At 61.4% G+C, this 12,756-nt stretch carries 13 protein-coding genes; 9 read left to right on the top strand and 4 right to left on the bottom strand.

Annotated elements, in window-relative coordinates:
- The first annotated feature begins 45 nt into the window (after window positions 1–45).
- The 4 genes from uvrC (at window position 46) to B8784_RS17545 (ending at window position 4,146) form a co-directional block, all read left to right on the top strand.
- Window positions 46–1,935 (top strand): excinuclease ABC subunit UvrC, encoded by a 1,890-nt coding sequence (gene uvrC / locus B8784_RS17560; RefSeq protein WP_084399187.1) that lies wholly within the window; start codon window positions 46–48, stop codon window positions 1,933–1,935.
- A gap of 6 nt (window positions 1,936–1,941) precedes the next feature.
- Window positions 1,942–2,562, top strand: a complete 621-nt coding sequence (locus B8784_RS17555) for a CDP-alcohol phosphatidyltransferase family protein (protein WP_084399186.1) — start codon at window positions 1,942–1,944, stop codon at window positions 2,560–2,562.
- 142 nt (window positions 2,563–2,704) lie between these two features.
- Window positions 2,705–3,484, top strand: a complete 780-nt coding sequence (locus tag B8784_RS17550) for a TlpA family protein disulfide reductase (protein ID WP_084399185.1) — start codon at window positions 2,705–2,707, stop codon at window positions 3,482–3,484.
- Entirely contained in the window at window positions 3,481–4,146 is a 666-nt protein-coding gene (locus B8784_RS17545; RefSeq protein ID WP_084399184.1) for a DsbA family protein, read from the top strand. Before B8784_RS17550 ends, B8784_RS17545 begins: the two co-directional genes overlap by 4 nt.
- 3 nt (window positions 4,147–4,149) lie before the next feature.
- Here B8784_RS17545 and B8784_RS17540 read toward each other — a convergent pair whose 3' ends face one another.
- Window positions 4,150–4,608: an NUDIX domain-containing protein gene (locus tag B8784_RS17540; RefSeq protein WP_084399183.1), complete on the bottom strand. Its 459-nt coding sequence runs from the start codon at window positions 4,606–4,608 to the stop codon at window positions 4,150–4,152.
- 191 nt (window positions 4,609–4,799) lie between these two features.
- Between B8784_RS17540 and B8784_RS17535 the strand changes: the two genes are divergently transcribed.
- From B8784_RS17535 to B8784_RS17525, 3 genes are read left to right on the top strand one after another with little or no spacing between them, the layout of a single operon-like run.
- Window positions 4,800–5,783 carry a calcium/sodium antiporter gene (locus B8784_RS17535; RefSeq protein ID WP_084399182.1) on the top strand — a complete coding sequence of 328 codons (984 nt, stop codon included), beginning with the start codon at window positions 4,800–4,802 and terminating at the stop codon, window positions 5,781–5,783.
- Complete coding sequence (locus B8784_RS17530) at window positions 5,776–6,543, top strand: SDR family oxidoreductase (protein ID WP_084399181.1); 768 nt, start codon at window positions 5,776–5,778, stop codon at window positions 6,541–6,543. The genes B8784_RS17535 and B8784_RS17530 overlap by 8 nt, the downstream gene beginning before the upstream one ends.
- A complete protein-coding gene (locus tag B8784_RS17525) occupies window positions 6,543–7,559 on the top strand; it encodes a threonine aldolase family protein (RefSeq protein WP_084399180.1) in 1,017 nt (338 codons plus the stop codon). Before B8784_RS17530 ends, B8784_RS17525 begins: the two co-directional genes overlap by 1 nt.
- On the opposite strand, the gene B8784_RS17520 is transcribed toward B8784_RS17525, so the two are convergent.
- The 3 genes from B8784_RS17520 to B8784_RS21695 form a co-directional block, all read right to left on the bottom strand.
- Window positions 7,551–8,192: a TetR/AcrR family transcriptional regulator gene (locus B8784_RS17520; protein ID WP_084399179.1), complete on the bottom strand. Its 642-nt coding sequence runs from the start codon at window positions 8,190–8,192 to the stop codon at window positions 7,551–7,553. The two genes, B8784_RS17525 and B8784_RS17520, sit on opposite strands and share 9 nt — an antisense overlap.
- 102 nt (window positions 8,193–8,294) lie before the next feature.
- On the bottom strand, window positions 8,295–10,022 hold the full coding sequence (locus B8784_RS17515; protein ID WP_158085738.1) for a TadG family pilus assembly protein: 1,728 nt from the start codon (window positions 10,020–10,022) through the stop codon (window positions 8,295–8,297).
- A 1-nt stretch (window position 10,023) separates the two neighbouring features.
- Complete coding sequence (locus tag B8784_RS21695; protein ID WP_158085737.1) at window positions 10,024–10,236, bottom strand: hypothetical protein; 213 nt, start codon at window positions 10,234–10,236, stop codon at window positions 10,024–10,026.
- A 103-nt stretch (window positions 10,237–10,339) separates the two neighbouring features.
- Between B8784_RS21695 and istA the strand changes: the two genes are divergently transcribed.
- Together istA and istB are read left to right on the top strand one after the other, a co-directional pair.
- Complete coding sequence (gene istA / locus B8784_RS17510) at window positions 10,340–11,827, top strand: IS21 family transposase (RefSeq protein WP_169712612.1); 1,488 nt, start codon at window positions 10,340–10,342, stop codon at window positions 11,825–11,827.
- Window positions 11,824–12,588 (top strand): IS21-like element helper ATPase IstB, encoded by a 765-nt coding sequence (gene istB / locus B8784_RS17505; protein ID WP_084396756.1) that lies wholly within the window; start codon window positions 11,824–11,826, stop codon window positions 12,586–12,588. Before istA ends, istB begins: the two co-directional genes overlap by 4 nt.
- Window positions 12,589–12,756: the final 168 nt, after the last annotated feature.

Genomic DNA, 12,756 nt, shown 5'->3' with positions numbered 1-12,756 from the left:
GGGTGCGGCTAGGCGAGCGCGCGGGGAGCGCCTAGATTACCGCCCATGCCGGACACTGCCTCATCACAACCCGCAAAGCGCGGCGTCGATGTCATCAAGGACAATCTGAAGCGCCTGCCGGCGAAGCCGGGCGTCTATCGCATGTTCGGTGCGAAGGATGAGGTGCTCTATGTCGGGAAGGCTCGAAACCTGAAGGCCCGCGTGTCGAACTATGCCCGACTTGGCGGGCATACCCAGCGCATCGCGGCCATGATCGCCCTGACGGCGCGCATGGAGTTTGTCGTTACCGAAAGCGAAACCGAAGCGCTGCTCCTGGAAGCCAGCCTGATCAAGTCGCTTAAACCCCGTTTCAATATTCTGCTGCGCGACGACAAGTCCTTCCCGTATATCCTTATCCGGCGCGATCATGACTATCCGCAAATCCTGAAATATCGCGGTTCCAAACAGGACAGGGGTGACTATTTCGGCCCCTTTGCCAGCGCCAACGCCGTCACCCGCACGCTCGACACGCTGCAGAAGGCTTTCCTGCTGCGGACCTGCGAGGATAGTGTCTTCTCGGTGCGCAACCGGCCCTGCATGCTGCACCAGATAAAGCGCTGCTCCGCGCCCTGCGTCGGGCTTGTCAGCGACGAGGAATATGCCCGCCTCGCCGACCAGGCGGCCGATTTTCTCAAAGGCAAGGGCGTGGACCTGCAGGCGCAGCTGGCCTGCGAAATGGAGGAGGCCGCCGAGGCGATGGATTTCGAACGCGCGGCCACATTGCGCGACCGGATCCGGGCGCTTGCTCATGTGCGGGCCCAGCAGGACGTCAATCCCGACGGGATCGAGGAAGCCGACATCTTTGCCATTGCCATGGAGGGCGGCCAGTCCGCCGTGCAGGTCTTCTTCATCCGGGCGGGGCAGAACTGGGGGGCGAGCATCCACTTCCCGCGACATGAAAAGGAACAGACAGCGGCTGAAATCCTCTCCGCTTTCCTTGTCCAGTTCTATGACAAGCGGCCCCCGCCCAAGCTGGTTCTCACCAATGAGGTGCCTGACCAGGCCAGCCTCATCGCCGATGCGCTGGAGCTGAAATCCGATCGCAAGGTCGAGATCCGTACGCCGCAGCGGGGCGACAAGCGCGAGCTTGTGGCCCAGGCTAGCCGCAATGCGGCCGAGGCGCTGTCGCGCAAGCTCTCCGAAACGGCGAGCCAGCAGCGCCTGCTGAAGGATCTGGCGAAGACCTTCGACCTCGCTGAGCCGCCAAAACGTGTCGAGGTCTATGACAACAGTCACATCCAGGGCACGAATGCCGTGGGCGGCATGGTGGTGGCCGGCCCGGAAGGCTTCATCAAGGGCCAGTACCGCAAGTTCAATATCAAGGATGCTGCGCTCGAGCCCGGCGATGATTATGGCATGATGCGCGAAGTTATGCGGCGACGGTTCAAGCGTCTTCTGAAAGAGGCTGATGAGGCCGGTGTGGCGATTGCCGAGCTCGAGACCTATCCGGATCTTGTGCTCATTGATGGCGGGCTCGGCCAGCTGAGTGCGGTGGTCGAAACCCTGCGGGAGCTGAACCTGACGCCAGATGATGTCACGCTTGTCTCCATCGCCAAGGGACCGGACCGCAATGCCGGGCGGGAGAAATTCTTTCGCCCGAATCATGCCCCCTTTACATTGCCTCCGGACACACCTGTGCTGTACTATTTGCAGCGTCTGCGCGATGAGGCGCACCGCTGGGCCATCGGGGCCCACAGGTCGAAAAGATCCTCGGATATCAAGGCTTCACCACTGGATGAGATTGACGGGATCGGCCCGGCGCGCAAGAAAGCTCTTCTGCACCGGTTCGGATCGGCGAAGGGGGTCTCGCGTGCGAAACTTGCAGATCTGGAACATGTCGAGGGCATCAATCGCGCCCTCGCCGAGCGTATCTACGGTCATTTCAATGGAGGATAGGCTGTCGTGGGGCTGAGCTGGTTGCCCAATGCCGTAACGATTGCCCGGTGCGTTCTGGCCATCTGGGTGGGCTATGCGATTCTGCAGCTCGATATAGACCTGCGCGGCGGACGCGAGGCCGGGCTGTGGCTGTTCGTGCCTTTTGTGGTTTTCACCCTGACGGCAGCAAGTGACTGGCTCGACGGCGCCTTGGCCCGCAAGCTCGACGCCGAGTCGCGTTTCGGTGCCCGTATTGACCCGATTGCCGACAAGCTGCTTGCTGCGTCGAGTCTCCTGGCGCTCTGCTATATTGAGCGTTGGGCGCTTTATATTGCCATTCCGGCGCTTGCCATCATCGTGCGCGACTTCCTGCTCACCGCAATGCGTGAGGCGCTCGGCAATCCGAGTACCCTGAAAGTCAGCAATGCGGCCAAGTGGAAGACCACTATTGTACTGACCTCCATCGGCGGCCTTTTGTTCGGCGCCGCTGTCAGCGAATATGCCCACCACGCCCCTGAATTCTCACCGCTGTGGTTGGTAACGCGCGGCCTGCTTCTCGCCGGCATTGCCGGCCTCTGGTTTGCTGCGCTGCTCTCGGTGATGACGGCCATCAACTATGTTTCTGCCGCGGCGCGCCCTGGCCGCTAAACCCCGGCTGAATACCCATCTGATCACGATCCCGTCATCCCTGACCCAGCCACATTGCTCGGGAAAATTACACCTTTTACGAAAGCGTCAATCGTAACGGGAGATGTGAGACGACGTGGGTGACGCGTTAAGAATCGGGCCGTTGGTTCTGCCATACGACCGGCTGCTTGCCGTCGTCCTGATCTGGGCATTCCTGCTCGTCGCCTCCGTTCTTGCCGGGCGCGGTCAGCGCCGGCTGCCGCAGACGGCCCTGATTGCGCTGATCGTAGGGCTGGCGGCCGCGCGACTGACCTATGTCGGCCTTAACTGGCAAGCCTTTGCGGTGGCGCCGCTGAGCATCCTTGCCGTCTGGCAGGGTGGTTTCACACTTTGGGCCGGGATTGCCGCGGCTGGTCTCGTCATATTTGTGCGGGAAGGCTTGCGCCGGTCTGGCGCCGTCTTGTTTGTCTCTGCGCTCGCGCTTGCCGCTGTGCAGACGCTTGTCGCGAGCACAGTACTGACCTCCCCGCCGAAGCCGTTCCCGCAGGATCTGACGCTGGCCACGATGGAAGGCACGCCGGTCAGCCTGGACAGCCTGCGCGGGCGCCCTTTTGTCATTAACCTCTGGGCCACCTGGTGTCCGCCATGCCGGCGCGAGATGCCCATGCTTGTCGAGGTCGCATCAGGGTCTGATATCCCCATCCTGCTCGCCAATCAGGGCGAAGGCGTCGACGCGATCCGGCAGTATTTCGAGGAGGAGGGCTGGGAGGAAGACACGGTGTTCCGCGATCCGGGTCTTGTCCTGCAATCGGCAACAGGGTCACCCATCCTGCCATCGACGTTGTTTGTGGACGCTGACGGTATGATTACGCGTATCCATACCGGCGAGCTTTCCCGGGCGGGCCTTCTCAACGCGCTCAAGTCACTCAGGAGACCTGAATGAAAATCCTATCCATGTTCGCCGCCGTTCTGGTCGCGCTGGCACTCGCGGGGGCGGCGCCAGTGGCTGCTCAGACGGGCGGGTCCAATGAGGCCGCCTCGGAAAATGGACAGAAGAGCGATGCAGAGCGCATACGCGATGCCATCCAGAACGACCCTCTGGCACCTACCATCGAGCCCGAAAATCATGACGTCACCATCGTCATGTTCACCGACTATCAGTGCCCCTACTGCCGCCGCATGCATTCAACGCTTCAGGAGCTGTTGAAGGAGGATGACAAGGTAAAGCTCGTCTACCGCGACTGGCCTATTTTTGGCGGGGCTTCAGACAGGGCGGCGAAGGCGGCTATCGCGTCACAATATCAGGGCAAGTATGCCGCCTTCAACGATGCCTTGATGCGGGCGACAGGAAAGCTTTCCTCGCGGGCGATCCGTGATGCCGCTGACGAGGCGGGCGTCGACTGGGTGCAGCTTCAGGTCGACATGAAGGCGCATGAAGACGAGATCGACGCCCTGCTTGATCGCTCACGCAAGCAGGCGGCCCTTCTTGGCTTCACGGGAACGCCCGGCCTGCTTATTGGACCGTTCCGGATCGCCGGTGCGCTGGATGCCGAAAATCTGCGGGAAGCGGTGAAAGCGGCGCGCGGCGAGAATGCTTCCGACTAGTCTCTACCAGTGGCCGTCATTCCCGCCATCGGCGTAGAGTTCCGCCAGGCGCCGCCCGGTGCCAGGGGTGACATCGTGGGGTGGGGAAAGCGGGTCGGCCCAGATGCGCTCGGCAATCTCGCCGGCGCTGTCGGTTGCGCAGGCCGTCCAGCCATCCGCCACGACCCGATAGAGCACGACATGATCGTTCCGGAAGACGCGGTGATTGGAATAGATGCCGATGAGTCTTGGTGGGCCCGACGGCTGGACGCCGGCTTCCTCGGCCAGTTCGCGCTCAAGCGCATAGAGGGCTGTCTCGCCGCGCTCGACGCCGCCGCCGGGAAAGAAGAGGCCTTTCGTATAGGTGTGGCGGACCAGCAGGACCTGGCCTTCGGCATTTTCCACCACCCCACGCACGCCGAGCGTCATCGGCCGACTCAGTCTGAACCAGGTCTGGAAAAGACGGGTCCGGATGGATGACATGGGAGAAGCTCCAGTGAAATGAGGGCTCGCCAAAGGCCACAACACAGTCTATCACGCGCCACAACAGAGTAATTCAGGGGAAGGGCTCATCATGTACGCTCTTATTGCTATCGCCGTTACGGTTGCCATCTTCGGTCTGCTCAATCTGATCGACTATCGCCGCCTCGACTAGAAAGACATCCGGGTGACGCTTGCCTGATACAGGACTCCTTGCAGCCCTCATCGGCGGCCTCGTCATTCTTGCCCTTGCTGGCGATTTTCTTGTCAGCGGTGCCGTGGGGCTTGCCCGGCGTATGGGCGTCTCGCCCCTCGTGGCCGGGATCCTGATTGTCGGCTTTGGCACCTCGGCCCCGGAAATGGTCGTCTCCTTCGACGCCGCCCGACAGGGCACACCCGGCCTTGCCCTGGGCAATATCGTCGGCTCGAACATCGCCAATGTCTGGATGGTGCTGAGCGCGCCGGCCTTGCTGATGCCCTTTGTGGTGCACCAATTCGGCGTGCGCCGCTCCTATTGGTGCATGCTGGTGATCACGGCTGCCTGGATCGCCTGGACGGCCTATTTCCCGCTGACGCCGCTCTTCGGCCTCGGGCTTCTGGTGGCATTGGCGGTCTACTCCCTGCTCATGATCTGGTGGACCTCAGATGCCCTGAAGAAGGGGATCGATGTCGGTCTCGACGATGATGACCACATGAACACCTTCGCCATGTGGGCCTGCCTGCTGGTAGGGATTGTCGGTCTGCCCATCGGGGCGCATCTGATCGTCGATGGCGGCACCGGGATCGCGCGCCAGTATGACGTACCGGAAGAAGTTATCGGTCTGACCCTGCTGGCGATCGGGACCTCCCTGCCGGAACTCGGCGCGGGCCTGGCCGCGACCTTCCGCAAACGGGGTGAGGTGGTGATCGGCAATGTGATCGGGTCGAACATCTTCAACCTGGCGGGGGCGGGGGCGATTGTCTCTCTCTTCGGTCCGACGCAGCCGGCGCCGACCTTCATCCAGTTTGACCATTGGGCCATGGCGCTCGCGGCGGTCACACTCGGTCTCTTCGTCGTTCCCAAGACCAAGATCACACGGCTCGCGGCGCTTGCCATGGCGCTCGTCTATTGCATTTACCTCTATGGGCTGGTGAACGGCTGGAACGTAACAGGTGAAGTGGAAGGACTGATTGGCTGACTTGGCAGACCTACCCAAACGTGCCCTGATCACTGGTGCCGGCAAGCGTATCGGGCGGGCGCTGGCTGAAGCGCTGGGCGAGGACGGCTGGGCGGTGGCGGTGCATTATCGCTCTTCGGCCAAAGGCGCGGAGGAAACCGCTGCCGCGATCGAGGCCGCGGGCGGCATCGGCGGCATCGTGCAGGGCGATCTTACGGAGGAAAAGGACCTCTCGGCCCTCATTCCGATGGCGGCGCACAGGCTCGGTGGTCCGCTTGGCTTGCTGGTCAACTCTGCTTCGACTTTCGAGGACGATACTGCCCTCGATCATGACCGCCAGAGCTGGGACCTGCATTTCGACACCAATCTGCGCGCGCCCATCGCGCTTGCGCAAGCGTTTGCGAAAGCGCTCCCGGCTGACCAGAAAGGGCTTGTCATCAATCTGATCGACCAGCGTATCTGGAAGCTCAATCCGCAATTCTTCACTTACACGCTGTCCAAGGCCGCGCTCTTTTCGGCTACGCAGACGCTTGCCCAGGCGCTCGCGCCGAGCATCCGCGTCAACGGCATTGGCCCCGGGCCGACGCTCAAGAGCGTGCATCAGAGCGAAGACGAGTTCGAGGCCGAACGCCGCGCCACGCTGACGGGTGAGGGCTCAAGGCCGGAAGAGATCGTGCGGGCCATGCGCTACCTCATCGCGGCGGACAGCGTGACGGGGCAGATGATCGCCCCGGATGGCGGCCAGCATTTGATGTGGCAGACACCGGATACCCAGGTCTGATGGACTTTTCTTCCGATACGGCCGCCCCGGCGCATCCCGCAGTGATCGAGGCCCTTGCCAGGGTCAATGAGGGCAATCAGCCGAGCTATGGCAATGATTCCGTGACCGGGGATCTGAGGGCTTCGTTGGCGCGGGTCCTGGAGACCGACGATTTCGACTATTGGCTTTGCGCATCCGGCACAGCCTCGAATGCGCTGGCGCTTTCCTGTCTCTGCCCGCCGACAGGCGCTGTGCTTTGCCACGAAGAAGCCCATATCGCGCGCGACGAGCGCGGGGCGCCGGAATTCTTCTCTGGGGGAGGCAAGCTCCAGCTGCTCGGCGGGGATGGCGCGCAGATTGATGAGGCGGTCTTGCGGGAGGCGCTGGCGCGAATTGATCCGGGCTTTGTCCATGAGACGCCGGCCCAGGTCCTGTCGCTGACCAATCTGACGGAAAACGGGACGGCTTATCCGGTGGAGCAGATCCGCCACTACGCTTCGCTGGCGCATGAAGCGGGGCTGAGTGTTCACCTGGATGGTGCGCGGCTGGCCAATGCGCTTGTCCATACCGGTGCGACGGCGGCCGAGATGAGCTGGAAGGCTGGCGTGGATGTTCTTTCGCTTGGCCTGACCAAGACCGGTGCAATCGGTTGCGAGATCATCATCCTCTTCGGTCAGACCCGGTCAAAATTTGCCGAGTTGAAGGCACGCGCAAAACGCTCAGGCCATATGCCGCCCAAGATGCGTTACCTCGCCGCCCAGGCTATTGCCATGTTCGAGGGTGATCTCTGGCTATCCCTGGCTGCGACGGCCAATCAGCGGGCCCGGCAGGTCAGCGATGCTCTCTGTCGCCATTCCGGAACGCTGTTGGTCCATCCCGTCCACGGCAACGAAATTTTCGCGAGGATGGATGATGGGCTCGCGTCTTCGCTGCGAGAGGCTGGCGCAACCTTCTATCCATGGCCGGGTGGCAGCTATCGTCTCGTGACGGGCTGGAATACACCGGAAACCGTTATCGATACGATTGGGTCACTCTAGCCCGCTGCCTTCCGGGTCATGCTTCAGGCCGTTGCGCATCCAGTTCCGGATCAGCTGGAAATACTGCGTCTCGTCGATCGGGGTGTGTTCTTTCCCATCCAGCAGCTCCTGGTGAACGATCATGAACATTGAGGATGAGAGAAGCATCATGGCGGCGGTGCGCGCAGTCTGCTCGGTTGCGGGGCCGCCTTCCGTTTTCAGGAGACGTTGAGCCAGGGCATCGAGGCTCGGTTCAACGATCTGTTCCAGATAGGCCTTGCGCACGGCCGGATCGACCATGCTTTCCCGGATCATGAAGGCCTGGGCCTCAATGAAGATGGTTTCGTTCCGGAAGCTGTGCAGCAGCCTGTGATAGTCCTCCAGGGAGGCGTTGATACCGTCCCCGGACTGTCGCGTCGCTTCGCGCATGAATTCAGATTTTTTGTGAAAATGCCCGATCAAAGCGATGATGAGGCCGCTGCGGTCCTTGAAGTAATGACGGAGCGTCGGCTCAGAAACAGCCGCAGCAATGGCAAGTTGTCGGAAGGAGGGCAGCTCGTTGCTCTTCTCCAGGACGTACGCTTCAACTTTATCCAGAAGGGCCTGCCGTTTTTCGGCGAAATCCTGATTTCTGACCCCGCTCGGTCTTGGCATTGACTATCCCATCTCGAATCTCGGCCAGGATGAACAATAGGTAATGTTTGTCGGTCTGACAAAATCAAATGTCAGACCGAGCTCGTCGAGAGGCAATCGGGTTTACTGAACGAGGACCGCTCGGTTGCACCTTGCGTCGTGGACCCAGATGTCTGCCTCCCCCAGTCCTATACCAAGAACTGACGTCAGGTTGAAGAGAACATCGTCCAGGGGCTTTGCGGCTTCAGCCAGAACGGCGCCGACAATGGATCCGATAAGCTCCGGCGAGGCCAGGCTCACAATGCGCAGGTCGACATCGAGTTCAAGATCGCGCACGGCCGATTCAAGGGCTTCCTGGAGGACATCACGGCTGCCAACCGTTTTCGGGGTGCCGCTCCCGATATCGTCCTTGTAAAAGCGCAGGGTTTGCCAGTCCGAAGAAACCATTTTCGACTGCGCCTGAGCCCGCACGTTGACCAGGCGGGTCGAGAGTATGTTTGCCGGTTCGAACCGGGGCACGTCGTTGAAGCTCTCAATATCATCTTCATGATCGGCAATGCGCAGCGTCAGGATGCCCGGACGTACGGCGACATCCACCCGGTCGGGCTCCTTCTCTCCGCTGCGGCAGACGATGTTGGTAATCTCTGCCTCTGCGGATGCGATCTCAAGGTGAACTGGCAGGTGGATTATTTCGTGTGACAGAAGCCCGTCTCCACCGACACTGGCCTTCAGGAAAAGGCGTGTCTGCACGGTCGAGACGATGGCGCGTTTCTCTTGTGAAAAGGAAAACCAGCTAGCGGATTTCGGGCGCTCACCCACCAGCAGACTGGCCCGCAGCGCCGCAAGTCCTGGAACGTCTGCGCCCAGATCAATGTCGATCTGATTGGCTCCATTGGACAGCACTGCCCCGGCCATCAGCATCTGCATGGCCTTTGCGTTGAGGTCGAGGCCCTTGGTCGGACTGCCAAGGTCGACCGTTCCAACCGAACCGAGATCAAACAGGGCCGAGAGCGGAACCGTCAGCTGCGCGAGATCCGGAGACCGGGCCAGCTTTCCAAGCGCCGCCGTCGCATTGACTGAATCCTCGGAGGCTGCCGCGATGGCTCGGGCATAGTCCGCAAGGCTGACATCGGCCTCAAGGACATCGTCATATGTCACTGCGCTCAGGTCGAGGTCGCTTGCGAGCGCTTCGAAAGTCTTGAGGAGATCGACATCGGCGTCCGCCAGACCGCGATAATCCATCACGGTCAGGTCAATCGTGGAGCCCGTAAGGCCGCTGAGCAACTTGTTGAGCAGGCCATCATTCAGGCTTAACAGGCGGGAGCCGACGGTAACGCCCGCTTCGGCTGTGACGGCGGCGATCCCGGTAGCGGAAATCGAACGGTGCCGAGGGTCGAAGAAGGCAAAATATTTTCCAGACTTTTCCTTCAGCGTTACCCTTACGGCGTTCGGCGCGGTCTCACTGGGCACGAAACGTTCACTGTATCCGCGCTTGGGGTCTGGCTGGTAGTGACCGGTCTGCACCGTTACGTGGTGGCGCAGTTTGCGGCGTGTCTTCCGGTCGAGCTTGCCATCATGGCTCTGTTCGCGGTTGACCCCGCCAAAGCCATTGTCGGCCAGTGTCCTCAACGCAACGCCCCTGGCATTGTCGATATCGCTCACGGCCGCGATGGCGGAGATATCGGCAAGACCTTGCATTTCGCGTTTCTGGCTGGCCATCACGCTGGTGTCGACGGTCAGGGCGGCCATGATGGCTGCGATGGGCGCAAACATGGCGATGATCATCGCGGTATTGCCAGAGTGGTTTCCGAAAAACTGGCTGGCTCGGCGATAGAGAGAGCTTGCAAACATGTCAGAACCCTCCCGTGCGAATAACGGATTGGCGCTTGATCGTGCGCTCCGGCAGCGGCAAGCCGCCATAGAGGTTCCAGACGGGCAGCTGTGACGCGTCATAGGAGACTGTTACGGTGAGGATGCTGTCTTCGCCCTCAGGCTGGTCCACCGTGACGTTCAGATAGTCGTCATTGAGAAGGCCGTCCTGGGACAGGTGAGAACGGCGGTGCAAAATTAGACCACGGTAGCGCCGTCGTATTGGCGGTGCGGGCGGCGTAAAAGTCGTCCACTTTTTCCCTTCTTGCGGCAGCAGGGAGGGCGAGGAGATTTACACCGTGGAACTTTATCTGAAGGTCAGGCTGGCGCGCAGCGAGGGGATGAGCCAGCGGGATCTGGCGCGCCATTTCAACATATCGCGCGACAGCGTTCGCAAGATGTTGGCGTTCTCATCGCCGCCGGGATACCGGCGCACGAAGGAGATCAAGCGTCCCAAGCTTGATGGGTTCAGCGAGATCATCGACGGCTGGCTTGAAGAGGACAAGAAGTTGCCTCGCAAGCAGCGCCACACAGCGAAGCGGATCCACGAGCGGCTCAAGGCGGAACACGAGTTCACCGGCGGCTATACGATTATCAAGGACTACGTTCGGCAGCGTGAACGACGCACCCGTGAGATGTTCGTGCCGCTGGCGCATCCGCCGGGCCATGCGCAAGCCGATTTTGGCGAAGCGTTGGTTGTGATCGGGGGTGTCGAACAAAAGGCCCACTTCTTCGTCCTGGATTTGCCGCACAGCGATGCCTACTTCGTGCGGGCCTATCCGGCGGCGACGGCGGAGGCCTGGATGGACGGGCATGTGCATGCCTTTGCCTTCTTTGGCGGGGTGCCTCTGTCGGTTCTCTATGACAACGACCGTTGCCTGGTCTCGAAGATCCAGCCGGATGGGACACGGGTCCGCGCGACGCAGTTCAGCGGATTGCTGTCGCACTACCTGTTCCGAGACCGCTACGGGCGGCCGGGCAAAGGGAATGACAAGGGCAATGTCGAGGGGATGGTGGGCTACGTGCGCCGCAACCACATGGTGCCGATCCCCCACTTCCCGGATTGGGAGAGCTTCAACGCCTACCTTGAAGAGCAGTGCCGTGCCCGTCAGGGCGACACCTTGCGTGGGCACACGGAGATGATCGGCGCGCGCCTGCAGCGGGATCTGGCCGAGATGCGCCCCTTGCCAGCCGCCCCCTTTGAGGCCTGCGCACAGGCCAGCGGCCGGGTGAGCTCCCAGTCTTTGGTCCGCTACAACACCAACGATTACTCGGTCCCCGTGGCCTATGGCCATCAGGATGTGTGGGTGCGGGCCTATGTCGATCAGGTGGTGATTGGCTGCCGTGGGGACGTGATCGCACGCCATCCGCGGTGCTACGCGCGCGAGGACATGGTGTTCGATCCGATCCACTACCTCCCGCTGATCGAACGCAAGATCAATGCTTTGGATCAGGCTGCGCCCCTTGCGGAGTGGGACTTGCCAAAAGAGTTCGACACGCTGCGCCGCCTGATGGAAGCGCGCATGCTGAAGATAGGGCGCCGCGAGTATGTCCAGGTGCTGCGTCTTCTGGAGACCTTCGGCATGGAGGAGCTACACGCCGCCGTAAAGCAGGCCCTGAAGATGGGCGCGGTCGGCTTTGATGCTGTGAAGCATCTGGTTCTGTGTCAGGTCGAGAAGCGGCCACCACGGCTCGACCTCGACGTGTACCCCTACCTGCCACGGGCGCGGGTCGAGACGACCTCAGCGGCCAGCTACATGTCCCTGATGTCGGAGGCTGCGGAATGACCCATGCCCCCGAAATCCTGCTGGAGCATCACCTCAAGAGGCTGAAGCTTCCGACATTCCTGCGTGAGTATCAGAAGGTGGCGCGCCAATGCGCCGCCGAGGGCTTGGACCATGTCCAGTTCCTGACGCGCCTGGTCGAACTGGAGCTGATCGATCGCGAGCGACGGATGGTCGAGCGCCGCATCAAGGCGGCCAAGTTCCCGGCCACCAAAAGCCTCGACAGCTTCGACTTCAAGGCAATCCCCAAGCTCAACAAGATGCAGGTGCTGGAACTGGCGCGCTGCGACTGGATCGAACGGCGCGAGAACGTGATCGCCCTCGGCCCAAGCGGCACCGGCAAAACCCACGTCGCCCTCGGCCTGGGGCTCGCTGCTTGCCAGAAAGGGATGACGGTCAGCTTCACCACCGCCGCGGCCTTGGTCAACGAACTGATGGAGGCGCGCGACGAGCGTCGCCTGCTGCGGGTCCAAAAACAGATGGCCAACGCCAAGCTGCTGATCATCGACGAATTGGGCTTCGTCCCTCTCTCCAAAACCGGGGCCGAGCTGCTCTTTGAATTGATCTCGCAGCGCTACGAGCGCGGGGCTACGCTGATCACGAGCAACTTGCCCTTCGATGAATGGACGGAGACCTTCGGAACCGAGCGCCTGACCGGGGCGCTCCTCGACCGGCTGACCCACCACGTCAACATCCTCGAGATGAACGGCGAAAGTTATCGCCTGGCCCAAAGCCAGGCGCGAAAAGCCACCAAAACCTCCTGACCGACAATCCATGACTTGGCCCTCACGGGCCAAGGCGGCCAGTCAACCGCCAGCTATTTGGGGAGCGCGGTCGACTGGCCGCCAGCGCTCTATGCGCCCTTCACGCCCAACCCCAAAGTGGCCTACTTTTGCGCCGCCCTTTGGTCGGGTTTTACTCCGCCGTTGACA

It is taken from the genome of Henriciella aquimarina (assembly GCF_002088975.1).
In the GTDB taxonomy this organism is placed as follows: Bacteria; Pseudomonadota; Alphaproteobacteria; order Caulobacterales; family Hyphomonadaceae; genus Henriciella; species Henriciella aquimarina.
The sequence above is the reverse complement of the archived record's forward strand: the minus strand, read 5'-3'. Positions and strand labels throughout refer to the sequence as shown.